At 39.3% G+C, this 25,562-nt stretch carries 25 protein-coding genes and 1 pseudogene; 14 read left to right on the top strand and 12 right to left on the bottom strand.

Going from position 1 to position 25,562, the window contains the following annotated elements:
* Window position 1: 1 nt before the first annotated feature.
* Entirely contained in the window at window positions 2-1,339 is a 1,338-nt protein-coding gene (locus tag MMO42_RS00875) for a TrkH family potassium uptake protein (protein ID WP_005153360.1), read from the top strand.
* On the opposite strand, the pseudogene MMO42_RS00870 reads toward MMO42_RS00875, so the two are convergent.
* The 5 genes and pseudogenes from MMO42_RS00870 to MMO42_RS00850 form a co-directional block, all read right to left on the bottom strand.
* Window positions 1,327-1,854: pseudogene (locus MMO42_RS00870) on the bottom strand (cysteine peptidase family C39 domain-containing protein). The gene MMO42_RS00875 and the pseudogene MMO42_RS00870 sit on opposite strands and share 13 nt — an antisense overlap.
* Window positions 1,855-3,024: a phospholipase A gene (locus MMO42_RS00865; protein ID WP_241318784.1), complete on the bottom strand. Its 1,170-nt coding sequence runs from the start codon at window positions 3,022-3,024 to the stop codon at window positions 1,855-1,857.
* A 21-nt stretch (window positions 3,025-3,045) separates the two neighbouring features.
* Complete coding sequence (locus tag MMO42_RS00860) at window positions 3,046-5,985, bottom strand: insulinase family protein (protein WP_241318783.1); 2,940 nt, start codon at window positions 5,983-5,985, stop codon at window positions 3,046-3,048.
* Window positions 5,986-6,113: 128 nt separating this feature from the next.
* Window positions 6,114-6,548, bottom strand: a complete 435-nt coding sequence (locus MMO42_RS00855) for a GNAT family N-acetyltransferase (RefSeq protein ID WP_241318782.1) — start codon at window positions 6,546-6,548, stop codon at window positions 6,114-6,116.
* A 27-nt stretch (window positions 6,549-6,575) separates the two neighbouring features.
* On the bottom strand, window positions 6,576-8,678 hold the full coding sequence (locus tag MMO42_RS00850) for a TonB-dependent siderophore receptor (protein ID WP_241318781.1): 2,103 nt from the start codon (window positions 8,676-8,678) through the stop codon (window positions 6,576-6,578).
* A 245-nt stretch (window positions 8,679-8,923) separates the two neighbouring features.
* Between MMO42_RS00850 and MMO42_RS00845 the strand changes: the two genes are divergently transcribed.
* The 8 genes from MMO42_RS00845 to MMO42_RS00810 all read left to right on the top strand — a co-directional run bounded on the left by MMO42_RS00845 (window position 8,924) and on the right by MMO42_RS00810 (window position 14,772).
* Window positions 8,924-9,937 (top strand): adenosine kinase, encoded by a 1,014-nt coding sequence (locus tag MMO42_RS00845; RefSeq protein WP_241318780.1) that lies wholly within the window; start codon window positions 8,924-8,926, stop codon window positions 9,935-9,937.
* Between the two features lie 16 nt (window positions 9,938-9,953).
* The gene (locus MMO42_RS00840) at window positions 9,954-10,259 is read left to right on the top strand and encodes a Rieske (2Fe-2S) protein (protein ID WP_141669874.1); all 306 of its coding nucleotides are present in this window, start codon (window positions 9,954-9,956) and stop codon (window positions 10,257-10,259) included.
* Between the two features lie 22 nt (window positions 10,260-10,281).
* Window positions 10,282-10,893 (top strand): OB-fold-containig protein, encoded by a 612-nt coding sequence (locus tag MMO42_RS00835; RefSeq protein ID WP_241318779.1) that lies wholly within the window; start codon window positions 10,282-10,284, stop codon window positions 10,891-10,893.
* Between the two features lie 551 nt (window positions 10,894-11,444).
* Window positions 11,445-11,636 carry a cytochrome oxidase putative small subunit CydP gene (cydP, locus tag MMO42_RS00830; RefSeq protein ID WP_005153374.1) on the top strand — a complete coding sequence of 64 codons (192 nt, stop codon included), beginning with the start codon at window positions 11,445-11,447 and terminating at the stop codon, window positions 11,634-11,636.
* Entirely contained in the window at window positions 11,636-13,213 is a 1,578-nt protein-coding gene (locus tag MMO42_RS00825) for a cytochrome ubiquinol oxidase subunit I (protein ID WP_241318778.1), read from the top strand. Before cydP ends, MMO42_RS00825 begins: the two co-directional genes overlap by 1 nt.
* Window positions 13,210-14,355: a cytochrome d ubiquinol oxidase subunit II gene (gene cydB, locus MMO42_RS00820; protein ID WP_241318777.1), complete on the top strand. Its 1,146-nt coding sequence runs from the start codon at window positions 13,210-13,212 to the stop codon at window positions 14,353-14,355. Before MMO42_RS00825 ends, cydB begins: the two co-directional genes overlap by 4 nt.
* 14 nt (window positions 14,356-14,369) lie before the next feature.
* Window positions 14,370-14,471 carry a cytochrome bd-I oxidase subunit CydX gene (gene cydX / locus MMO42_RS00815; protein WP_004653762.1) on the top strand — a complete coding sequence of 34 codons (102 nt, stop codon included), beginning with the start codon at window positions 14,370-14,372 and terminating at the stop codon, window positions 14,469-14,471.
* Between the two features lie 4 nt (window positions 14,472-14,475).
* The gene (locus MMO42_RS00810; RefSeq protein ID WP_005294572.1) at window positions 14,476-14,772 is read left to right on the top strand and encodes a cyd operon YbgE family protein; all 297 of its coding nucleotides are present in this window, start codon (window positions 14,476-14,478) and stop codon (window positions 14,770-14,772) included.
* Window positions 14,773-14,833: 61 nt separating this feature from the next.
* Here MMO42_RS00810 and MMO42_RS00805 read toward each other — a convergent pair whose 3' ends face one another.
* Window positions 14,834-17,107 carry a TonB-dependent siderophore receptor gene (locus MMO42_RS00805; protein ID WP_241318776.1) on the bottom strand — a complete coding sequence of 758 codons (2,274 nt, stop codon included), beginning with the start codon at window positions 17,105-17,107 and terminating at the stop codon, window positions 14,834-14,836.
* A gap of 429 nt (window positions 17,108-17,536) precedes the next feature.
* Here MMO42_RS00805 and MMO42_RS00800 point away from each other — a divergent pair, with 429 nt between their 5' ends.
* The gene (locus MMO42_RS00800; RefSeq protein ID WP_241318775.1) at window positions 17,537-17,824 is read left to right on the top strand and encodes a hypothetical protein; all 288 of its coding nucleotides are present in this window, start codon (window positions 17,537-17,539) and stop codon (window positions 17,822-17,824) included.
* Window position 17,825: 1 nt separating this feature from the next.
* Window positions 17,826-19,487, top strand: coding sequence for a PepSY domain-containing protein (locus MMO42_RS00795; RefSeq protein WP_241318774.1), 1,662 nt, complete (start codon window positions 17,826-17,828; stop codon window positions 19,485-19,487).
* A 54-nt stretch (window positions 19,488-19,541) separates the two neighbouring features.
* On the opposite strand, the gene MMO42_RS00790 is transcribed toward MMO42_RS00795, so the two are convergent.
* The 6 genes from MMO42_RS00790 to MMO42_RS00765 form a co-directional block, all read right to left on the bottom strand.
* Window positions 19,542-20,063, bottom strand: a complete 522-nt coding sequence (locus tag MMO42_RS00790; RefSeq protein ID WP_241318773.1) for a GNAT family N-acetyltransferase — start codon at window positions 20,061-20,063, stop codon at window positions 19,542-19,544.
* A 59-nt stretch (window positions 20,064-20,122) separates the two neighbouring features.
* Window positions 20,123-20,806, bottom strand: a complete 684-nt coding sequence (locus MMO42_RS00785) for a DUF2057 domain-containing protein (protein ID WP_241318772.1) — start codon at window positions 20,804-20,806, stop codon at window positions 20,123-20,125.
* 221 nt (window positions 20,807-21,027) lie between these two features.
* Window positions 21,028-21,624, bottom strand: coding sequence for a nitroreductase family protein (locus tag MMO42_RS00780; protein ID WP_005294584.1), 597 nt, complete (start codon window positions 21,622-21,624; stop codon window positions 21,028-21,030).
* Window positions 21,625-21,805: 181 nt separating this feature from the next.
* The gene (gene ftsY / locus MMO42_RS00775; RefSeq protein ID WP_241318771.1) at window positions 21,806-22,924 is read right to left on the bottom strand and encodes a signal recognition particle-docking protein FtsY; all 1,119 of its coding nucleotides are present in this window, start codon (window positions 22,922-22,924) and stop codon (window positions 21,806-21,808) included.
* Between the two features lie 119 nt (window positions 22,925-23,043).
* A complete protein-coding gene (locus tag MMO42_RS00770) occupies window positions 23,044-23,373 on the bottom strand; it encodes a hypothetical protein (protein ID WP_241318770.1) in 330 nt (109 codons plus the stop codon).
* A 111-nt stretch (window positions 23,374-23,484) separates the two neighbouring features.
* Window positions 23,485-23,844, bottom strand: coding sequence for a hypothetical protein (locus MMO42_RS00765; RefSeq protein ID WP_004806721.1), 360 nt, complete (start codon window positions 23,842-23,844; stop codon window positions 23,485-23,487).
* Window positions 23,845-24,070: 226 nt separating this feature from the next.
* Between MMO42_RS00765 and MMO42_RS00760 the strand changes: the two genes are divergently transcribed.
* The 3 genes from MMO42_RS00760 (at window position 24,071) to MMO42_RS00750 (ending at window position 25,561) form a co-directional block, all read left to right on the top strand.
* On the top strand, window positions 24,071-24,304 hold the full coding sequence (locus MMO42_RS00760; RefSeq protein WP_004653777.1) for a hypothetical protein: 234 nt from the start codon (window positions 24,071-24,073) through the stop codon (window positions 24,302-24,304).
* 309 nt (window positions 24,305-24,613) lie between these two features.
* The gene (locus MMO42_RS00755; RefSeq protein ID WP_005294591.1) at window positions 24,614-24,991 is read left to right on the top strand and encodes a DUF2750 domain-containing protein; all 378 of its coding nucleotides are present in this window, start codon (window positions 24,614-24,616) and stop codon (window positions 24,989-24,991) included.
* 138 nt (window positions 24,992-25,129) lie between these two features.
* Window positions 25,130-25,561, top strand: coding sequence for a CBS domain-containing protein (locus MMO42_RS00750; RefSeq protein ID WP_004806717.1), 432 nt, complete (start codon window positions 25,130-25,132; stop codon window positions 25,559-25,561).
* Window position 25,562 lies beyond the last annotated feature (1 nt).

Raw genomic sequence — 25,562 nt, 5'->3', positions numbered from 1 at the left:
CATGGCATTCAAAATAAACTCCCAGAAAATTTTCAATCTCAGCCCGCCGTCTTTGCTGGCGATTGGATTTCTCAGTTTTATTATCATTGGCACGATATTGCTAAAAATGCCGATTGCGAATAAAGGTAATGTCAGCTGGATGGACGCTTTGTTTACAGCAACCTCAGCGGTCACCATTACAGGTCTATCTGTCGTCAATCTAAACGAATCTTTTAATCATCTTGGGCAGTTTATTATTCTTTTGTTGATTCAGTCGGGTGGTTTAGGTTTTATGACCTTTGCCATATTGGCAGCATTAAGTCTCGCTCCAAAACTCGGCTTAAAACAGCAAATGATGGCGCAGGATAGTTTGGGTCAAACCAGTCTATCTAAAGTTACTTTTGTCGCCAAAGGTGTTGTGCTGTATACCCTGTTGTTTGAATTAATTGGCGTGATTATTCTGACCGCTTCGTTTGCCCCCATGTATGGTTTTGCACGTGGGCTTTACTATGCTGTTTTCTATAGCGTTTCAGCTTTTAATAACGCAGGTTTTTCATTATTTGATAACAGTCTGATTAACTTTCAAAGTCATTATCTGATTTGTCTAACCATCAGCATGTTATATACCTTAGGCGGGATTGGCTTTTTGGTACTTATTGATGTTAAACAAAATAAACGTTGGAGTAAGCTGACTCCGAACAGTAAACTCATTCTCAGTACCATTGCAATTTTAAACCTCGTTGCATTTATCTTAATTTGGCTATTAGAGTCTAATAATCCACTCACCTTAGGTTCAATGAGTTTGGGCGAACAAGCTATGAATGCTTGGTTCCAAGCGACTGTGCCACGCTCTTCTGGATTCAATACCATTGATACAGGTTCAATGGAACATAGTACGGCTTTATTGACCATGTTGTTGATGTTCATTGGTGGGGGTTCACTCAGTACCGCAGGTGGCATCAAAGTTGGTACTTTTGTGATCTTGTTGCTGTGTGTGATTTCCTTTCTACGGCGTAATGAAGAAATTCGTATTTTCAATCATTCAGTTTCACAGGAAACAACCTATAAAGCGCTTGCCGTAACTGCAATTACAGGCATGTTAGTTTTTGTTGGTTGCTTTATTGTTTTCCTGCTTGAACCGAAACTCGATGTGCTCGACCTGATGTTCGAAGTGGTCTCAGCGGCATGTACTGTAGGCCTATCACGTGGTGCAACAAGTCAGTTGCATGATGGGAGTTTGTTTGTGCTCAGTTTGCTGATGTTTACTGGTCGACTGGGACCATTAACCCTTGCCTATTTAATTGCGACTCCAAAGAAGAGCCGCTTAAAACATGCCAATGCCAATATTCAGATTGGATGATGGTCTAAAGGCTGTTCAACCACAATCACTTGTCGACAAATTTCATCACTTTGACGTTGTTGCTCAAAGACAGCTTTAGGCATCACGTCAAAATGATCACAGAAACTAATCTATTGTTCATCGATTGAATAAATCAAGGATTGGTTTCCTACACCTTGTAATGTGTCATAAAACACAATCACGAAGTTACCATGTTCAAAAGCATTCTGGATCTCTGAATAAGTTAAAGCAGCCTGAATCGGAATCTGGAGACTTTGTGCCTGCAGATAACTTTGCTTTTCTTTTTCATCCATATTAGGGTCAGGCGCCGTATAGAACGACACCTCAAAGCCTAATTTTTTCAGTGCCACAGCCAAAGCAATGCTAAAGGTTCCATCTTTCTGATCATGACCACATAATTGAATCAGGTCAGCAATATCAATATGCGGATGATATTGCTTTAAGATAAGCCAGACTGCAAACACACCGCAATTTGCTTCAAGCTGCAACAAAGGTTCTGGAATATTTAAACTCATCTAATACCAGTTCATCAATGACACACCCAAGCCCGCATACGTTGCTCGGTGGTTATAATCAATCAGACTTTCGCCATAACCATCAAATATTTGCAGATGACCACGCAATTTGCCTTTGATTGGAAAAGCCCAGTCGAACTGAACAGCACCGTGTGAACGGTCTCCGCCTTTCAATGAATGTCTTAACATCAAGGAAAAGTCGTTATCACCCTTGCGATAAAATGCAGTTAAATCGCCACGACCGATATAATCCTTAATATCTGGATTATTATCATCTTTCGCTTCTTCCTCGACACGATACCAAGGACGAACCATCAAGGCGAAATTGTCTTTTTCAAATCCTAAATTGAAAATGACACGGTTCCAGCTACGTGATAATGGATCAGAACGACCATTGGATTGGTGATTCAAAGTCACACCAAGCAAACGTGCATTGAGACCCAAAACTTCATAGTTGGTTCTAAACATCAAACTTGCTTCAGGCTCATAATTGGTCTCGCGAAATGGTCGAGACTCTTCCGAGTTATACACTTGCCAACGAGATGATTGAGTATAACCAACCCAAAGGTCACCATTATCACCAAAAATATTTTCCCAAGCCTTGGTCTTAAACGACAACTGGAACTTGGCTTCACTCGACTTTAAGTCTTGTTTATCTTTGACTGTATTTTCAGGATTTGGACTACTTGGAAATTCGTTTTTGTCGCTGGTCCAAAACATCGGCAATAAGTAAACAGGCTGATAGGCACGGATATTCCACACCCCCAATTTACTTTCCTCAGACAACTCCCAACGACGATCCAACAAAGAAACATTCGGATCAAACTTCGGTGCAGCACCCAACAGATGCAAATCACTGACTTTTTGAACCACTTTGTCTTTTAAGGATTCAGGCTTGGCTTTTTCATTAGACTCAACCACGGGCATCGCTGCAGCAACCACAGGCGCGGCATCTGTCTGAGCTTGTGTTGGAATAATGGTGGGCGCTTTATACAGGCTATCATAACAAGCCAAACGTTCCGCATTTGCAGCCAAAGCCACACATGCCTCAACACTCGCAGGGCTTGTCGGTGCTGTTGATTGTGCATTCGCCAACGACGTCGTTAAAGAGCCAAGTATCGCCATGATACTGAGCTCCAAATGACTACGTTCAAAAGATTTGAACGCCATAGATTTCTCCGATTTTTTATTTTAATTGACTTGCTGAATATTAAATCCAAGTTTCTGCAATTCTTCGCGTTTCGCAAATGGCGCAACAACAGCTTTCACTGGTTTTTGAGCCAATAAATATTGCTGTGCAACACGCTGTAAATCATCCAAATTCACGTTTAACAATCGTTCGCGCAAGATTTTACGGAATTTTGGCGTACGTGCATGCAGTAATGCATAACATGCAGTAATTGCTTCCCCTGCAGGTGAACCCGGTTTATCCATACCCGCCACTAGCCCCAGAATCGCTTCTTCAAGCTGATGTGGTTGTTGTTCGGTATTGAGTAACCATTGCACACTGGATTCAAAATCATTAAACGTTTCAGCTAAGCGTGGATCACGATAGCTATAGAAACGGAACGAACATGCATTGCCATCATAGCTTGCTCCACCACCATATGCGCCACCTTTTTCACGAATGGCGCTATGCAAGAAACCATTACGTAAATAAGCCGCCAATACCATTAAAGGCGCCGCATCAGGATGAGCAACATCAACAGCTTGATAAGCAGATGCACAGAATTGAACATTGGCTTGGATTAACCATGCTTCATCTGCTGTGGTATTGATTTGTTCAACTGAGGTTAAAGTCACAGGTGCTTGATCAACGGTCAGCTTATCCCAGACATTTTGAACCTCTTCAACCAAACGATCAGACTGGTGTTCTTCGCAGACCAATAGGAACTGTTTAGGCGCTTGCAGCAATTTGCGATGAATTGATTGCAACTCAGTAATCAAGGCTTGATAAGCGCTATCGTCTTGATCAATTTTCGCAACCAAGTCACTGAGCCAATTCAATGCGCCTAAACCTGTATTGTGATAATCACGGCGTGCAAGAGCACTCATTTGACGTGAAGCAGCTTGCATCGCATAACTATGACCTGAACCAGACAAACGTGACTGCCAACGCGTTTTACGCTGTTGCAATAATTCGATAATGCGGTCTTTCTCATCAAAACGAAGTTGCTCAAATGCCAATTTTAATAATTGAATTGCATCCAGTTTTTGCGTCAGTGATTTAGTAGTTAAAGTCAGCCATGCACTGATACGGTCTTTATCATCGACCTTACTGCGCAAAGATGCACCCATACCCAAGCCTCCACTGACTGCGGTTTGAATTTGCTGGAACTCCAAGTAATCATACTCACCTGCACCAACCTCTCCCATTAAAATTGAGAGTAAGTTGAAGTAAGGAGACTGTACGATTTCATCTGGAATCTGAATCAACACTTGTTGATAGTAAATCCCATTGGTTCCTGCATGATATAGATTCAAAGGTGTATCTAAACCATTACAGATGATTTCACGCAGTTGACCTTGGACAATTTGCAGTTCAGCAGGCACATCTTCCAAACCAACTTTAGGCAATAGTTCAAGATCATCTGGTGTATCTTGACGCTGTTTTAATGCCGCGGTTTTTTCCTGAATTTCAACTTTCTGCGCATCAGTCAGATGAGCTGTAATCTCAGCCAAACGTGCTTGTTCAGCCTGTTGTTCTTTCACTGATTTGGTTGCATCAGGGACTAAGGTCATTTGTACACGATGCGGATTATCCAACAAGTGAGTTTGAATCAAGTTTGATAACCACATCGGGTCTTTCAACTCTTCTTTCACTTGTTCAATCGCAGAGTCCACATCCCAGACATGAACTGGATCACTGTGATGAATCGCACTACCTAATCCATTGAGAATCAAACTTAAACCATACGGAGTACCATCACCATTGATCTCACGTTGATGTAATTCAATTTGGTGAAGAATGGCATCAACAAAATCAGTATCTACGGGCTTAGAAGCCACATCTTTTAGAATATCGAGAATACCGTTTTTAAATGTATCTGCATGTTCAGCATTTGAACCTTGAACACCACAATAGAAGGTCATTTCAAAGTTGCTGTCATCAACGCCCATGAGTGGGCCAGTTGATTGTGCGTAACCACAGGTTTCCAAATAATGGCGTAATGGTGAAGCCGAATTCTCTAATAAAATCCCCTCAACCAAACGCATCCCTAAACGTAATTTAGTATCGCTGGTTTCAGGCAATAACCATGACATTACATGGTAAGTCTTGTCTTTTAGATCTTCACTATCGACGGCATAACTCTCAGTCACTTCGACAGGTGCCGTTAAACGCTTCTCTGGTTTTGAATATAACGTGGTCCCTTGAGAGAACTTATGTAAAGCTAGTTTCTCAAACTGTTCTTGCAAGTCATATGCACTTTGATTACCAAAGGTCATAAATACCGCATTGCTTGGATGATAGTGTATTTTATAGAAATCAACCAACTGCTCATAACTTAAGTCTGGAATATCTTTAGGATCGCCACCAGAGTTGTAGTGATAGGTGGTTTCTGGGAATAAATGATGTGCAAGTTGATGATAAAGCTGATCTGAAGGAGAACTCATTGCCCCTTTCATCTCATTAAACACGACGCCTTTATAAACAGCTTGATCATTTTCCAACTCAATACGAATCCCTTCTTGTGCAAAGTCTAAAGGGTTCAAATTGGCCGCGAAGGCAGCATCTAAATACACAGACAATAAGTTTTGAAAATCTTTTTTGTTCTGTGTTGCAAAAGGATAAGCCGTCCAATCCGCGGCTGTGAATGCATTCATAAATGTATTCAATGAACGACGGATCATCAAAAAGAAAGGGTCACGTACAGGGAACTTTTCAGAACCACAAAGTGCCGTATGCTCTAAAATATGTGCAGCACCTTTGGAATCCATCGGCTGAGTTCTAAATGCCACCAAGAACACATTTTCATCGTGTGTTGTAGCCAAATGGTAGTGAACTGCACCAGTCACTTTGTGCTTATATTCTGAAACTTGAATATCGAGTGCTTCTACATGGTGTTGACGTAATAGCTGAAACGCGGGATGTGTCGTTTGAGTAATGCTTTCAGTAACATCGACAGTCATGTGATCTCCAATTTATCTATTTAAATCATTACAATTGATTATAGAGAGTCTACCGAAGAATACGTATGGATATCCATGTAAATTACTATGTTTTTGTAGAAAAATGCAGCGGCTAATCAAAACACACTTTATTCAAAAATTTTTCGAAAATTACTGTGGAGCGAAACCAGTGGCTCATACCCCATACTTTGATAGAAATAAGCTGCGTTTTCTGTGTCAGTGAATAAATGTAATCTTTCAAAATGAGCTTGTGCATATCGTTCCACATGCAGCAATAAGTACGTTCCTATTCTTTTCCGACGATAATCAGGATGGATATAGAAACGGCGCAAGCGACCAACTTTATTTAAATGATCAAAAGGATCTTGATTCAGCCCACCGACTGCAATTAATTGATTTTGTAAATAGACAACAAATAAAGCTTCACCAAATCGATCGAAACAATTCTTACCAGTTTGAAAATCCTGCTTTAATCGGTTTAAAAATTGAAAGCCTTCCCGTTCTGAACATTCGATTAACCCATCCAATGCTGGTGGTAGGTAATCAATTCGTTCTGTTCTCATTCAACATCCCCGTAAACAATACAAGTTTTAAAAACGATAACGCAATGTCAACTGTGCATTAAGTGGATCACCAATCATATTGGTATCATTCGCCCCACCATTTCCTGAAACGAAATAATCACGGTCAAGAAGATTATTTAGGTTCAAATTCACATCATACTGATCACTTTGGTAACCAAGTGCGGCATTGACGACCGCATATCCTGGTAAAATATTTTTATTATCTGGTGCACTATAACGAGATGACTCAGTACGGCCACCAAGTGCAGCAAACCAATGATCGTTCCATTGATATTTAAGCCATAAGTTCGCCATATTATGCGGTGTTAAAGCAGGATCATGTCCTGCAAAGCCCACTGTCGATTTTTCAATCTCACCATCCATATAGGCATAACCCGCAAGAATAGACAGTTGCTCTTTGAGTTGTCCCGTTAACGATATTTCTATTCCTTTGGTTTTTTGCTCGCCAGCCAGAATGCCCCGATTTCGATCTACAGTATCTTGATTTTGAATATTTGTTTGATTCATCTCAAAGATGGATAAAGTCATATTTAATGCATCATCAATGTCCCACTTTGCTCCAACTTCAATATTTTTTGTTTTGGTTGGTTTTAAATCGTTGCTATTTCGATAAAACACGAATGTATCAGCCAATGGTTGAAAAGACTGGTTATATGACGCATAGAGTGAAACATTCGAGCTTGGCTGATATACCAATCCTATACGTGGTGAAAAAGTCTGATCTGTACGAGCAACATCTAGATCATTAGGCGTTTGGTCATTACGGTTTTGAGATAAATGATCATAGCGTAATCCTGTTAAAAGCTTTAGTTGCGCTGTAAGTGAAAGCATATCTTGGAGATAAACCCCATAGTTTTCAAAACGATTACGGTTATCTGTGTCAGGCGTTTTAGTGTTATCCAATACAGGCCAAGTCTGTAACTTGGGATGAAATAAATCCGTGGTTTGGCGGTCGGCACTCCACAAGATTTCATTCTTATGCTGTCTGCTATATTCAATCCCTAGCAACATTTCATGCTTGAAACTGCCTGTAGCAAATAAGGCATTCAACTCTTGCTGGGTAAAGATTCCTCTTTCATCTCTTACCCGTTTGGTCTGATTAAAACGAATTTGATCGCTAGGTAAAGGATTTCTTTCAGCATCAACATGAGAAACACCTGCGTATTGACGATCTAGCGCATAATCATAATGACGGAGAACACCACGATATTTCAGCCCAGAATTAAACTCATGATCTAAACTCACAGTTTGGCTCGAAATTTCGGTATCCACATTTCCAACATGCCGAGCATTTGCTGCCCCATAAAAGGTCTTGGCATCTGTTCTCACAGGCTTTCCAGTCATTAAATCTGCTGGAAAACCATGATCTGCAAGTCGGTCATCATGCAAATAATCGGCCTGAAGAAGTAATTTGGTTTGCGGTGAAATATCCCACAAAAATGAAGGTGCCACCGCCTCACGTTGGATAAATGCTTGTTGACGATAGCCATCAGAGTCCTCAATCGCACCTGTCAAACGCAGCTTCATGTTTTCAGTAAGCTTTTCATTGACATCAGTTTCAGCTCGACGCTGCCCTACAGTACTACCAATCAAGCTGAATTCGCTGAACGATTGATCAACCGGCTTCTTATTGATGCGATTGACTAGACCACCTGCTGAACCCCGACCATATAAAACCGAGGCCGGCCCTTTGAGTACCTCTATACGTTCTGTATTAGATAAATCTCTAAAATACATTGCATCATCACGAATTCCATCAACATAATTATCCGTCATGGCTGAAAAACCACGAATCATGACCTGATCACGCTGACCGTCACCAATACTAAAACTTAAACCAGCAACATTTTGTAAGGCCGCTTGCATCGATGTTGCTACTTGTTCTCTTAGAATTTGATTTGGAACCACATTAACAATTTGTGGTACATCTTTGAGTTGTGCCAATCCCTTGGTTGCGGTCGATGCTTCTCCGAGTTCTTGTTTTAAATTTTTGTTCTTCTCGGCATATACAGAAATTTTTGGCAGTTTCGTGGGTGCGATGGGTTCAATTGCATAGAGATAGGGCGTGATTAAAACAGCAGATAAGGTGAATAAAATTGTATGCTTCATCGTTTTATTCTCTAAGAATTTATACCTATTACATAAATAGCCCAATAGATGCTACTACCTCAGAATTACTTTTAATTGAGAATTATTATCGATACAAGCACATCTTCTCCAATTCTGATTATTGTCCTTTTTTGTTGTATATCTTTGGTTTTTAGAATAAATAAGATGAATTTCTTTCAACAAACTACTGTAATCTTGAGCATTAGTGTAAACTTTGCTTTTTGATTTTTACTGTGATGACAAACATGGCAACTGTTGATCTTTTTGCAATTGGTAATGCACTCATTGACCAAGAATTTAAAGTCTCAAATGAGTTTTTGACACAACAAGCGTTGCAAAAAGGCACAATGCAGTTAGCCGATGGTGAAACTCAGGCAAATTTATATCAACAATTACAAGCGACGCAAAGCTACAAAGGCCAAGCCAGTGGTGGTTCAGCAGCAAATACCACGGTCGCTTTCAGTGCACTAGGCGGTACTGCATTTTATGGTTGCCGCGTCGGTAATGACGAACTCGGTCGTATCTATCTAGATGGCTTAAACGAAGCAGGCATTAAAACCACGACACAATCAATTAGTGAAGGTGTAACAGGCACGTGTATGGTTCTGATCAGCCCTGATTCAGAGCGTACCATGCAAACCTACCTTGGGATTACAGCTGAATTATCTGATGAACAAATCGACCTTGAACCACTTAAAACTGCAAAATGGCTATATATCGAAGGTTATTTGTCTACCAGTGATACTGCTCGTGTTGCAGTTAAACAAGCACGTGAACTCGCAAAAGCGCATGGTGTTAAAATTGCTTTATCACTTTCAGACCCAGCGATGGTGCAATACGCACGTCAAGGTCTAGAAGAGCTGTTAGATAATGGCGTTGACTTATTGTTCTGTAACGAGCAAGAAGCATTGATGTTTACCGAAACAGAAAACCTCGATGCTGCAATTGAAATTTTAAAAGTAAAAAATCAACATGTGGTGATTACTCAAGGTGCCAAAGGTGCTGTCATTGTAGATCAAGCACACCACTTCCATGTCAATGGTCGTGCGGTTGAGGCGGTGGATACCAATGGTGCTGGCGATGCATTCTCTGGTGCATTTTTATATGCAATCAATGCAGGTTTAAGCTTGGAAGCAGCAGCACAACTTGCTATTTTGATCTCAAGTGAAGTGGTTGCTCAATATGGACCACGTTTAAGTGTAGAAAATTACGCTAAACTCTTTGAACAATTCCAAAAAGCTCAACAGGAATTTGCATAACATGGAAAAGATTTGCATGACCGAAGAAGTCCCAGAACGGGAATCTCGTGCCTATGACACCATGAAAGGAACCACGATTTTTATTACTCAAAAAGATGGCAGCTTCTACGCCTATCAAAACGTTTGCCCACATTTGCAAACAGAACTTGAGTATTTAGAAAATCAATTCTTGGACCAAGATAAAGAATATATTCAGTGTTCTACGCATGGTGCTTTATTTTCTGTCGAAACAGGTGAATGTATTTCTGGACCATGTTTGGGTGACTTCCTTGAAAAAGTAAATTTGGAAGTCCACTCAGATGGTGGTATCTATATTGACTAAGCTTTAAATCATGAATTCTGCGATGACTGAGTTTTTTCTAAACTACTACCTTATGCCATTTCATATGAGCGTCGTGGCTTTAATTGTGCTCAGCATTGCAGAAACCATCGGGATTGTAATTGGCTTACGACCGAGTCAATTGGTTCAAAAGCTCACCCCGGATTGGTTACTGAACTCTCCACTACTGGATGTAAAATTTTCCAAGTATTTGATCTTTGTTTTCTTACTAATCAATTTTAGTTTTGCAGGCTATTTTCTGGAACTGTCGTTCTTTGCTTTGCAGCACTATTTTATCTCGCCTTACTATTTATTTGTTCCAGCACTGATCATCGATATATTCTTTACCGTCTTTATGATTCATTGCCTAGACCAAGTGATTAAACCCAAGGTCACACACACCCATACCAATTTGGTTGGACGCTTAGCCACAATCTCAACTGGAAATGCCCGCCCAGGTTTCTCTGCTCAGGCACGTGTTCGTGATGAGTTTGGTCAACTCTATTATGTGCAAGTTGAACCAGAATACGGCGAACTCGAATTACAATCGCAAGTGTTATTAATTAGCCAAAAATCGAATTCACACTATCTCGCGAAAAAAATATCGCTCTCAAACAATTTATTTACTCCTGACTGATTCCTGCTTTAAAAAGCGCTTTCAAAGAAAAAAGAGTTGTTTTTACATTTTATTACAAATATATGCTGCAATTTTTTTCAGTTTAGCTCTTCCCTTCTTATTGTTTTCATGATCGTGCTATTGCCCAAAACTCAACAGTGATGCCCATCACAATTTTTAGAATAATCTCTAGTAATACACTAGGTTTTGTGGTTATTTCACTATAAAAACTCTGTAATTTTGTAATCAAATAGTTAAGCTACTGTATATATTATAAATTTTATATTCATACTATTTTAGTTGGTTTAATATTTATTTAATTCATTTTAAACCATAGCTTTTTAATCAGATTTAAAATAATAAATACAACTGTTTTAATCAGATTTAAAAATAAATCCATATTATTTTAGTTGGTTAAAATAATTATTTTAAATAATTCAATAAAATCAATACAAGCAACTGATTTATATAAACAATTTTAAATTAATTTATTTAAAAACCTTAAAGGTTTATTTTTAATGAATTTTATTTAATAATGTTTTGCATCTTCTTTAAATATGAGGCTAGGTTCTATGAGCACAAGTTCTCAAGACCCAAATCGGCGACTCATTCGAGAAATTACAATTATTCTTATTATTAAAGTTGTACTGCTCTTGGTGATTAAACATATCTGGTTTGATGCCCCAACGATTCCAAAAGATTTTAACAATGAAGTTGCCGAGCGTATTGCTGGCGACATGTCCAAAACTCAGGAGACACGTTGATGATTTCTGAAAGCGTGGTCGATCTTTCGCGGTTCCAATTTGCAATGACCGCAATGTATCACTTTCTTTTCGTCCCTTTAACTTTAGGTCTAGCTTTCATTCTTGCCATTATGGAAACCACGTATGTGATTTCAGGTAAAGAAATTTATAAAGATATGACCAAATTCTGGGGAAAACTCTTCGGGATTAACTTCGCTTTAGGTGTAACCACTGGTTTAACCATGGAATTCCAGTTTGGTACCAACTGGGCCTATTATTCTCACTATGTAGGTGACATCTTCGGAGCACCACTAGCAATTGAAGGTTTAATGGCATTCTTCCTTGAATCAACCTTTATTGGTTTATTCTTTTTCGGGTGGGACCGTTTATCTAAAGTCCAACACTTAGGTGTGACTTGGTTAGTTGCGATTGGCTCGAATATGTCTGCCTTGTGGATTTTGATTGCCAATGGTTGGATGCAAAACCCTGTCGGTGCTGCATTTAACTACGAAACCATGCGTATGGAATTGGTAGATTTCGGTGCCTTGATCTTTAACCCTGTTGCTCAGGTTAAATTTGTACATACCGTTTCTGCTGGTTATGTCACAGGTGCGATCTTCGTCCTTGCCATTTCAAGCTACTATTTATTAAAGAAACGTGATTTACCATTTGCACGTCGCTCATTCGCCATCGCTGCAATTTTTGGTTTAGCGTCAACTTTATCTGTCATTCTACTCGGTGATGAATCAGGCTACGAGTTAGGTGATGTTCAGAAAACCAAACTTGCTGCGATTGAAGCTGAATGGCATACCGAACCTGCACCTGCTGCATTTACCTTGTTTGGTCTCCCAAATCAGCAGGAAATGCGTACCGATTATGCGATTAAGATTCCTTATGTGATGGGGATTATTGCAACACGTTCTACAGACAAAGAAGTGACTGGTTTACGTGACTTGATGAAAGAACATGAAGTGCGAATCCGTAATGGTATGGTGGCCTATAGCGAGCTCGAAAAACTTCGTGCTGGTGATCGTTCGCCAGAACTGTTGACTTCATTTGAGAAAAATCAAAAAGACTTAGGTTATGGTCTACTCTTGAAAAAATACTCTCCAAATGTAGTTGATGCCACTGAAGCACATATTCAAGCGGCAACTAAAGATACCATTCCAAACGTAGCCGCACTGTTCTTCTCTTTCCGTGCAATGGTGGCTTCTGGCTTCCTGATGTTATTGCTGTTCCTTTTCGCAACTTGGGCAGTCGCAAAACGTAATGCCGAAGATAAACCGTGGTTACTCAAATTTGCTTTGTTTGCGCTCCCACTCCCATGGATTGCAGCTCAAACAGGTTGGTATGTGGCTGAAGGTGGTCGTCAACCATGGTCAATCGGTGAAATCTTACCGACACATCTTTCTGCATCAAGCGTCAGCGCTGGTGATGTGTGGGGCTCAATTATTGCATTGGCAGCGTTCTATACTGTACTGCTCATTATTGAAATGTACTTAATGATCAAATTTGCTCGTTTAGGTCCAAGTTCTTTGCATACCGGTAAATATCACTTTGAAAAACTAGAAGTAAAAACTGGGGAGGCTCAGTCATGATCGAATATGAACTCCTAAAAATTATTTGGTGGGTATTAGTCGGTGTACTACTGATTGGCTTTGCCCTCACCGATGGTTTCGATATGGGCTCAATGGCACTGATGCCATTTGTGGGAAAAACTGACTCTGAGCGCCGTGCTGCAATCAACACCATTGCACCACATTGGGATGGTAACCAAGTCTGGTTCATTACAGCAGGTGGTGCGCTATTTGCTGCATGGCCAATGGTCTATGCAGTTGCGTTCTCAGGGATGTACTGGGCCTTACTTCTTGTTCTATTTGCCCTGTTCCTGCGGCCCGTCGGATTCGACTATCGCTCTAAATTAGAGAATACCCAATGGCGTACGTCTTGGGATTGGGGGCTATGCATCGGTGGTGCTGTACCTGCGCTGGTATTTGGTGTGGCATTCGGCAACTTGTTCCTCGGCGTACCGTTTAGCTTGGATGACACTTTGCGCTCGCAATATACAGGTAGCTTCTTTGCATTACTGAATCCATTTGCATTAATTTGCGGTATTGTCAGCTTATCGATGTTGTGCGCACACGGCGGTGCTTGGTTGATGCTACGTACAGATGGTAATTTGCATAACCGTTCAGCCAAAGCAACACAAATCATGGCTATTGTATTTCTTGTCTGCTTCTTGGCAGCAGGAGCATGGTTAGTCTTTGGCAATATCTCTGGGTATAGTTATGCCACTGCCGTAAATACCAATGCTGCATTGAATCCACTGGCAAAAGATGTGGTAACCAATGCCAATCATGGTTGGTTAAATAACTATGCAACGTATCCAATCACCATGGCAGCACCAATCGTTGCAATCTTAGGTGCATTATTGGTGATTGTCAGTGCCGTAAAACATAAATCTGCAGCAAGCTTCACAGGCACAAGTTTAATGATTGTCGGTGCAATCCTGACTGCTGGTTTTGCCTTGTTCCCATTCTTGTTACCTTCAAGCATTGATCCAACGTCAAGCTTGACCATGTGGGATGCTGTTTCTAGTCATAAAACCCTAGGTGTAATGACAGTTGCTGCATGTATCTTTGTTCCGCTCATTTTGATCTATACCTCTTGGTCGTATTACAAAATGTGGGGCGTCATCACCAACAAACATATCGAAGAAAATTCACATAGTTTGTATTAATGAGGAGATATGACATGTGGTATTTTGCATGGATTCTAGGTGTTTTGATGGCATGTTTCGCAGGTGTACTGAGTGCACTTTATATCGAACATCATCAAGATTTAGATGAGGAATAACAAAATGGCTGAAGCAATGACAACACCGAAGAATAGTAAAGCGCAAGTACTTGCAATGACCATTTCGTTTTTGTTGGCATTGCCCCTTGCTGCTATTTTATTGGTACACCCATCACTGATGCTGGATGCTAACGGGCACTATAATCATAGCCTGCTGATGCTGGTGATGATTGGGATCTCTGGCGGCTTTATTCATGGCGTTGGGTTTATACCAAGATTCTGGTTATGGAAGTGGTTATTCAGTCCTTATATCGCTTGGCCATTAATGGTTTTGGGTTACTTTATTTGGATTGGAAATTAATTTCGAATCAACCAACAAAAAGAGGAAGCAAACTTGCTTCCTCTTTTTTATCGATAAGTTATTAAAACTTGAAGGATACAGAACCAGTCACGCTACGTGGTGCGCCATATGTTTGATTCGATGTATTTAAACGATAGGTTTTATCCGTAACATTATTGAGGTTTAAACCCACGGTTAACACTGGACTAAGCTCATACTTCGCCATTGCATCAACCAATGTAAAAGCTTTTTGACCATTGGTATCACGCGCAAAGCCATCCATGTCATAGCTACTATAAATCTTATTCTGCCACGTCACTCCAGCCCCAACTGTAAGCTTTTCTAAATTGCCAGAAAACTTGTAGGTGCCAAAGAGCTTGAACTGATCTTTTGGAATATCGGTGTTAATACGATCGCCTTTTTCCTTAGTCTCTGAATAAGTATATCCACCGTTCAGATTTAAATTAGGCAGTACTTCTCCAGACACTGCTACATCAAAGCCTTTTGTCTTCGCGCCTTTTGCAGAACGGTAATAAGATGTTCCAGCAACCGCCCCTGGGACTTCTTCACTATTTGCATATTTACCAGCTTCAACAGCAACATTATCTAGATTAGATTGAAATAAAGCCAAACTCGTATTTAGGCGGCCAGAAAATAGTTCACCTTTTACGCCAAATTCATAACTATCACCTTCTTTAGGATCAAGTAGCTTCATTTGATAATCTTTATTCGATTGAGGAGAGAAAATACTGGTATAACTACCATAAACAGCCCATTCAGGTGTCACATCAAAAACGATACCGGCATAAGGCGTAAACTGATCATCAACTTTAATTTTTGTTCCGTTATTTTTATTACCAGATTCTGCATAATAATCAAAGTTTGAAATACGACCACCTAAAATTACTTTGAGACTATCCAAAAGATTTAAGCGAGTTGCTAAATAGCCGCCATATTGTCTAAATTGCAGTACAGAATTTCCTGTATTTACAGGGGTATATAGACCAGTAGGCTGTGCTGTATAACCATTCCATGTTTTGATATTGATCGAACCTGGTTCACCCATTACACGATTGTAATAAGGATCATTTTGATCTACATCTTGAAAATTAGCGCCAAGAATCAGTTCATGTTCGCGACCAAATAACTGATATGGACCCGTTAGACCTAAATCAATAGCATGCTCAACAGGTTTTGTATGTTGATAACCCGCTGTTATTGTTGATGTATTCTTTTCATAATCCGTGTAATAAACGGGTTTTCCATCTGCACCAATGACGGGTACGCGCTTTCCGTCTTGCATTTTATAAACGCCAGACGTGTTGGAACCAATCACACCATAAATGCTTTCTGTATCGGTTGTGGCAAAATTATAGTTTGCATTCAATTTCCAACGATTCTCAAATTCATGTTGCAACTGGGCAAATGCATTCAGACTATCAGTATGGGTATAAGCCCAACGTGGTGCAGAATTATCTTTGCGTCCCATTGGCGAAAGAATATTCTTCGCATCAAAATTTGCATAAGCATGGATACTTTGACCATTACTTTGATTCCGACTTAAGGATGTTCCGACACTTAAAACCGTTTTATCACTCAAGTCCGCATCTACCACACCATATAAAATGGTCGATTCAGTATCACCCCATTTTTGCCAACTATCTCCTTGTTGGTGTGCTGCAACCACGCGCCCACGCACAGTTCCAGATTCATTCAATGCCTGAGATGCATCAATTTCACTTCGCCATGTATTCCACGCGCCATAACTTACTTTAGCCATGGATTGTGCATTGGGTGTGGCATGTTTGCGATTGAAGTTCACACTGGCACTGGGTAAGCCACTGCCATTTAATAAGCCTGTTGCACCTTTTACAACAGTCACATTTTCAAAAATAGCCGTATCAATATTGCTTAGTGCAGTATTGTTACGGCCTTCAATTGCAGGACTCGATAATAAACCATCGATTTGAAAGTTTAGGATTTTAGAACCACGTGAATAATAAGAGGTATATTCACCACCTGTTCCCCAAGCTGACGTCGCCCCATAACTTTGACGATAAACCCCAGGAATCTGATCAAGCACTGCGGATACACTTGTTAAATTCTGATCTTTGATTTGTTGTTCTGTAATCACACTGACAGACTGTGGCGTTTCTTTTAAAGATAAATCCAGTTTGGTCGCCGATTTTGATTTTTTAACAGTATATGCAGAAGTTTCATGATCAGCTTTAAGATGAATAACAGGTAACACATCTGATTTATTTGAATTTTCTGATGTATCTTCGGCCCAAACCATGCTTGTAGAACTGCCTAGCAGGCTTAACATAATCGCTGTATATAAATTGTGGTGCTTCATGACTCCCCCGAGTATGTAATATTTTTTTACATAATACATAAATGATAACAATTATCAATAGCGTTTATCTTCCCGTAATTCAGCTGGATAGATTAAGTTTTTGAATTTGTACTTTAATTTTTAATAAATTTAAATAATAATTATTATCATTATACTTTTTGGGCCGTACACATGACTTTAAAAATATTAGGGATCATGGTTTCACTGCTGTCTTGTCTGAGTCTTTATCTCAGCCACCCTAATCAGATTTTCTTAGAAAAATCACTTTCTGCCCCATTCAAATATTTAGGGCTTTTAGGATTATTCATTGGTCTAAGTTTACTCATTTACGCATTACCCATCTTGGTTGCTATCTTAATTTGGCTTGCAATTGCTACTCTTGTTTGGTCATTTGCACCCTTCATTATGCTCATGAAAAGGTCATCTTAAATGAACATGCTTAAACAAAAACTACATCCCGATTGGTGGAGCAAAACATTCGCTGGAGGCGTCCTTGGCCTAAGCTTTGCAATGGCTATGGGGGCAATCATTCTTTTACTCAGTAAATCCAATGCTGATGCTTCGATTGCACCGCAATTAGGAATGTGGTCCATTCCATGGATTTGGCTATGCGTATTCTTTATTGCTTATTTCATTCCTAAAGGTTGGCAAAGTATTGTGATTTTTAGCCTTGCAAACATTTTTGCCTATGCCCTGTTATTTTGGTTGAGAGCTTAAAATGAAAATTCGCGCAGATATCATTAAAACTGGCAAAAACCTACATACATGGGTTGGCATAAGTGCAGGTATTTTATTATTTATCTGTTTTTTTGCTGGTGGTTTAACCATGTTCCAGCATCACCTCAGCCAATGGGCTACGCCTCCCCAACAAAAATTAGCTGCAATTCAGCCTAATCAATATAATCAACTGGTTGAGCAAGTACAGGCCAAATTCCCTGAAACACAAAAGGCATTTACTTTAAGCTTTAGCTCGCCAGAAGGACATAATGCACCGATCCAATGGGAAGCTGCCCATGCAGAGGCTGAAGATCATCATGGCATTGATATTGCCCAAACAAGCATGATGGCAACGCTTGATGCTAATGGTCAACTACTCGCTAAAGAAGAAAATGTGTCTAAATTGGGTTGGTTGATTGAACAACTGCATGAAACAGCTGGTATCCCAGGCATGATGGGACATCACACAGCTGGTGTAATGGTGATGGGCGTTGTTGCTGTTTTATACTTTCTTGCCATCATGTCAGGTTTAATCGTATTACTACCGACCTTAATCAGTGACTATTTTGCTGTACGCAAAGGTAAAAATAAAAAACGTTTTTGGCTGGATACCCATAACGTCATCGGAATTACCAGTTTACCTTTTCATATCATCATCAGTGTGACTGTGGTTGTATTCGCCTTTCATGATATTTTCTATGGCGCATTGACCCAACTGGTATCGAAGGACAAACCCTTATTCGAGCGACCTGCTGCGGTAAAGATTATTGATCCAACACCTCGATTAAATGTAGAAAACATTTTCTTGAATATTCAAAAGGCTGCGCCAGATTATCGGATTGATGGCATCCGTTTTAATCAACTGGATAATCCAGAACGCGCCTCCGCTTTTGTTGCATTGTATCATCCAGACCGTATGCTTCGTGGCGATACCTTTGACTATATGTCATTTAATCCCTATCAAACTACGCCTTATCCAACCAAAACACTATCAACTGAAGAAAGCTCTACCGGCTCGCTGATTCGCTCGATGTTTGCTTTGCATTTTGGCAATTATGGCGGCGAACCGATTCGCTGGATTTATTTAATTTTTGGCTTGGGTGGTGCTTATTTATTCTACTCTGGCAATATTTTGTGGATAGAAACTCGCTTGCGTAAGCAAAAGAATCCGAACTTACCAGCACCGCAACAACGCAAGGATGTTATGTTTATTGCCAATCTTACCATCGGTGCTTGTTTGGGCTGTATGTTGGCTATATTTACCAGTATGTTGATTGGTCGATGGGCCTATGTCATACCATTGCAATTACAAAGTCATAACCATGTGTTCATGTATAGCTACTATTTGGTGTTTATCGCAGCAATTACCTATGCATTTATTATCAGTGCTGCAAAAGCTTTACCTCAGTTATTCCTAGCAATTGCAATCATTCTATTTCTGATTCCTGTCACTTCAATCTTGGCCTATCTATTGCCAATTCAAGGACTTTGGTATTCAACTGGCACTCTAATTTGGATCGATATCGTTGCTTTTGTTCTTGCTTTACTATTTATACGTTTTTATCAACAAGCTAAGGATCGTGCACAAGCTGCACCGATAGGTTCAATTTGGTCTATACAAAAAGCTGAACAAGTGTCATCTCTTTCTGAGAACCAAGCTTAAATTATCGTGAGTAGAGCCATGCTTGTTCCACCCCATCATGGCTCTATCTATGTTCTAGATATACTTTTTCAATTCTATGAGTTGAATCGGCACAAGCGGTTGTCCTACATTTGCTTCAATTGGATATTCACTTTTTCGTCCAGTTATTTGGTAACCACGACGCTGATAATAAGCGACTAATTCTTTACGCACATCTAAAACATGCATCACAAGATCACGAATCTCTGGATAAATTTGAGCAATATATGCCTCAGCATGATTGAGCATTTCACGGCCATAACCTTGATTCTGTATACTTTGATCAACCGCAAAAGTACCGATTTCCATACAACCTTTATTCAAGCTTAATCCTATACAAGCAATAATCTGACCTTTGTCTCGCTCTTCTCCTACTAATAATTCAAAGTTAGGTTGTCTCAACTCATTATCTAATTGTTCTTTTGTAATACGATCACCTTGTACAACGTTTTTTTCAGTTGTCCAACTTCGCTCAGCGTCATGCCGATAAGCAGAATTTATCAATTCAACAAGTTGTTCTATATCAGAGTTTTTTGCTTTTCTAATCTTTAAAGACATTTTTATTTTCCCCACAATAAAAAAAGCCGATGTAATCATCGGCTTTTTTTCGTGCTGAATTAGTTGGTTTGACCTGCTAGCCAAGCCATGAATTTTTGGCGTTCAGCTTTAGATGCTTTCTGCCACAATTCAGCCAATTGTTGATCTGTAGTTTTTGCTGTACCCACTGTCGCTGCTGTTGTTACCACAATAGGTGCAGCAGCAACCGCTTGTGTGGTGGCACCTGCATAAACAGGTGCGGGTTGATTCGCAGCATTGTTTTTATTCTTTTGTGTTAAATCTAAAGTACGGCTTAATAAATTACTACCAGTAAACCAAGGTTGTGCCTCATTGTTTGCACCCGTTTGCTGTACAACCAATTTTTTGTTTTGATCGTATAATGCAACTGTTGGTTGGTCAGCATATTTCTTTGCTGCATCAAAGTCTTTAGGCCCATTTACCAAACCCAAAGTATAGGATTGATTGTCTTGTAGGTCTGGCGCTTGAATAGTTACAACACCCGATTTAACAATGTCATGTTCACCGTTTAAATGCTCAAAATATTCACGATAACGAACATTAACTGTTAAATTGCCTGGATCCACTTGATAGTTATTCTTCTTTGATGGAATTAATCCATTATTTACTTCTTGACCATTTACAGCAAGAATCACGATTTCTTCAGGTGCAGTGATTGTGACTGCCGAAAAAACTGAACTACTTAATAATAACCCGAAAGCAGCAACACCAACTCTTAAAGACATTAGACTCTTCTCGATATAAACAATTTATGAAATCGTATGCACTATGCAATGCGATTGTGACTATTTTATGACAGAAAACAAAACTGTCTATTCCATCAATTCGGCTTATTTAAGATATATACATCATTTTTGATTATAAGTGCCATACTTCTTTTGGCGAATATCCAATATAAATAAAAAAAGAGCACTGTTTAGTGCTCTTTTTCGCTAGTCGTTTTAACTTAGTTAAAAGTTTTGAAACGTGCAGAATCATCCATATAGGTTTTATCGCCTGCCGCTGCTTCGATTGAACCGAATACAAGCTGAGCACGTAATTTCCAGTTCGCTGGAATATCAAAAGTTTCAGCAACTTCTGCATCAATAATTGGGTTGTAGTGTTGTAATGAAGCACCTACACCAATTTCTGATAATGCAGTCCACGTTGCAAACTGAGCGATTGCACTCGAATGTTCAGACCATACTGGGAAGTTGTCTGCATACAATGCAAATTGTTCTTGTAGACCTTTTACAACATCTTGGTCTTCATAAAATAACGCTGTACCAAAACCAGCAGCAAAGCTATCAATTTTTGCACTTGTATTTGCAAAGGCTTCTGCAGGAATCATTTTACGCAAAGTTTCACGTACGATTTCCCAGAATTTAACATGAGAGTCACCATACAACGTCACAACACGTGATGTTTGTGAATTGAATGATGATGGGCTTTGTTTTACTGCTTCACGAATTGTTTCTTCAACAGTTGTTTGATCAACTGTAAGGTTTTTACCAATCGCATAGATGGTACGACGAGATTTAATGCTATTTAAGAAGTTGCTCATGTTGTTATTCCTACCTTGTGCCATTTCGGCGTTATCTTGGATTGAATGTAGTGTATAACGACGCATTTTTTAGGAATAGCCCAAAAAATATGACAGATCGTTCTTTTTTTGAAACAGTCTAATTTTTTATTTGAAATAAAAAAACTCCACATTCCGTGGAGTCTTTTTTAACATAATTTAATTACTTATCGGTTTCAAATAATGCGGCCACAAATGATTTGGCAGAGAAAGGACGTAAATCGTCAATCTTCTCACCCACACCGATATAGCGAATAGGTACGTGAGTTCGGCTTGCAATATTGAATAACACGCCACCTTTTGCCGTACCATCAAGTTTGGTAATGGTAATCCCTGTTAAACCAACCGCTTCATCAAACAACTGCACTTGGTTAATCGCATTTTGACCTGTGCCTGCATCAACAATCAGCATAATCTCATGAGGCGCAGTAGCATCAATTTTTTGCATGACACGTTTAACTTTTTTCAACTCTTCCATCAAGTTGGCTTTGTTTTGCAAACGTCCAGCGGTATCGGCGATCAATACATCGATGCCTTTAGCACGTGCGCTTTCAAATGCATCAAAAATCACAGAAGCACTGTCTGCACCATGCCCTTGAGCGACCACTGGGATATCATTACGTTCCCCCCAAATTTGAAGTTGCTCCGTTGCAGCTGCACGGAAAGTATCGCCCGCTGCCAACATCACTTTTTTGCCTTCGCCTTGTAAACGTTTCGCCAATTTACCAATGGTTGTGGTTTTACCTACACCATTTACCCCGACCATCAAAATCACATAGGGTGATTTATTCGGATCGATATGCAATGGCTTAACACGTGGTGCCAGTAAAGCGACTAACTCTTCTTGCAATGCTTTGTACAAAGCATGCGAATAAATCAAATCACCACGAGCTGTTCTTTCGGTCAAATTGGCAATAATGGTTTTAGTTGCATCTACACCAATATCAGCAACCAACATTTGCTCTTCGACTTCTTCTAATAACTCGTCATCAATTTCTTTACCGCCGATCAAGATATTGACCATACCATCGGTGAAACTACGACGTGTTTTAGTCAAACCATCTTTCATGCGTCCAAAGAATCCCGTAGGCTGGGTTTCTTCTTCAACAGCAGGTGTCGTTGCTGCAATCGTTACAGGTGCTGGGGTTTCAACTGTAATTTTTACAACTGGCTCATCAATAATGGGAACATCGACAGCAGGTAAATTCGGTAATGTGACATCATCATCACCAATGTCAGCATCTATCAAGAATTTATTTTGCATATTCGATTGCTGTTGCATGTCGATTCCTTGAGAATAAAGCAGCTTTTAAAAAAGACCGCTAGTCTAGCATAAATTGATTTCTTTTTTCCGACAGAGGCAAACCATTCATTTATAAATAAAAATGAATCGTTTAAAACTCACTCATCTTCTTTTGCCATTGCCGGATATTGTTTAATACGATTCGATTCAAATTGGTACGCATTTAAAAGCTTTAGATAATCTACACGTCGAATTTTAGCTTGTTCTAAAATATCTTCAGCCAAATGCTGTGTTCTAGGATGGCTCGCTTGGTGTGCGTACTGAACAACTTTTTGATACTGCACTGTATTAATTGGGCGTTGTAAAGCGTTATACGCAAGTATAAAAATAGACAAAATAATAATACCGACCAAAACATTATAAGTTTGGTCCAACTTAAATCCTAATTTGGATTGCATAACCTTATGTTTAAAAATTATAGACAACATAACCTACCTCGAATTAGAGGTAGTGTAAGTCTCTGATTCGCTAAGGACAAGCACAACGTTCAATAAGTCACAATTCCACAACTTATTGAACGCACACCACTTTAGCAATAATTAACTGACTAATGTACGAACAAAGGAAAAGTACAAAATAAATGCAATGATGACCAAGGTAATAAAAATCGCAAACATGCCTACGCCACTTTCTGCGTCTGCTGGATGTAAATCATCATCATCGGCAATATTTTTCAACTCTCCATCATAGATCCGATAAAACTGATCTTTTTGTTCAGGGCTTAAATGACTGGCAAAGTCATACACTCGTTTACGTTGTGCTAAGCAGTAATCACCCAAGTGAATTTCCTGATGGAAAATGGCTTCATCAAGTAATTGACGATGATGATGAGCTAAAGCAATAATTTGACTTTCTAATGGTGGGACATCCACAGTTACGCCATCAATGACATTGGACATGTTATTCTCCTTTTCTATTATTCTCACTTTGATTTTACTTAAAATTATTTGCGACAAATGTTTAATCGTGTAAGATTTTATTTACGTAATGACACCGAATATATTTGACAATTCAATCAATTTTGTCATAATAATTTAACAAATCTAAGTTAAAGTAGCTTAAATTCAAAGTAGAGTAACTTTGAATAGAATTTGCGGTAATCATAATTAAAATAAGGAGTTATATATGATTCAACAATTTACACACCATGAACTAGAGCATGTATATGCAAATGCGGTAAATACAATTCAATCGCAAAAAAACTTCCAAGATGCAGTGAAAGAGCTTGAAGAAGTAGCTAAAGCAGGTCACGGTAAAGCGGCATTATTTTTAGCAGAGTTGTATTATCAAGGCTTCCGAGTAGAACGTGATTCCTTGAAAGCACAGTATTGGCAGAAGATGGCAACCCTACAAGCATAACGAAACGTCACTTAGGTGGCGTTTTTTAATACCTACATAAAACGTATTAACATCATTCTTTCACATTTCTGACTTGCGCTACACCAAAGCTTTAGTCGCTTTGTCTTGCTCAGGTGGCGTTTTTTAATCCCTCTATAAAACTTATGAAGATAATTACTTCCACTTTTTTAACTTAGCTGCGTCAAAGCTTTAGTTGCTTTGATTTGATACTTACAATATTTGCTTACGATTTAGATCAATTGTTTAAACATAACTGCCATCTATCTTTCTTATAATAAAACATAAGTTTAAGAATATTAGTTTAATAACATGTATCGTTTTAGCCATTTCCAACCGGTCTCACGTGAGTTGATGTTCAAAATTTCAATTCTAAAAACAATGATGTATTGTGGCGTTCTTTGGGGTTTATACCATCAAGGTTGGGCAATCAAATCTGATCAAGACGGTCATGTATTCCCCTTTTGGCTAAACGGCGTACAAGCACATCGCTATGCCAAAGCACATTGGAAAAACTACACACCACGTAAGATTACGCCGAAAGATTTTCATGAATCATTACTGCCAACCTTAACGCGCTTACAAGTTGAACCTGCCTTATTTAATTCTTCACATCGTAAATTTAAACTTTCAACTCAGCAAATGCAGCATTTCTTCTTTATGCCACATCAAGCAGCAGTGACGGTTTAATCATTCTCTCTATGACAGTGATGACTTTTTAGACATTCATGAAGAAAAGTTATCATTGGATTGAAATTAGGGCTTTGCATTTAAAAAAAATACCGTTAAGTTAAATGAAAATGACAATACAACACAGGTGGATAAACAATGACAATCGTTGCTCAAGTCATCAAGAATAAAGCAGTACAATCAATTTTTACCATTTCACCGAATGCGACGGTACTTGAAGCAATTAAAATTATGGCTGAAAAAGGTGTAGGTGCTTTAGTTGTCGCTGAAAACGAAACCGTCGTAGGTATTTTTTCTGAGCGTGACTATACCCGTAAAATTGCCTTGATGGAGCGTTCATCAAACAACACCCCTGTATCAGACATTATGACGTCAAAAGTTATTTCTGTAGGTCTAAACCACACTGTAGAAGAATGCTTAAACCTCATGACTGATCGTCATTTGCGTCATTTACCTGTTTTAGACCAAGAAAAGTTAGTTGGATTTATCTCTATCGGAGACCTAGTCAAGGCTGCGATGGATGATCAACGTATTCTGATTGAACAGCTTCAACAATACATTTCTGGTTGAT

The organism is Acinetobacter sp. ANC 3882 (genome assembly GCF_022549545.1).
Lineage (GTDB): Bacteria > Pseudomonadota > Gammaproteobacteria > Pseudomonadales > Moraxellaceae > Acinetobacter.
Note: the sequence above shows the minus strand (reverse complement) of the source record. Positions and strands in the feature narration are given on the sequence as shown.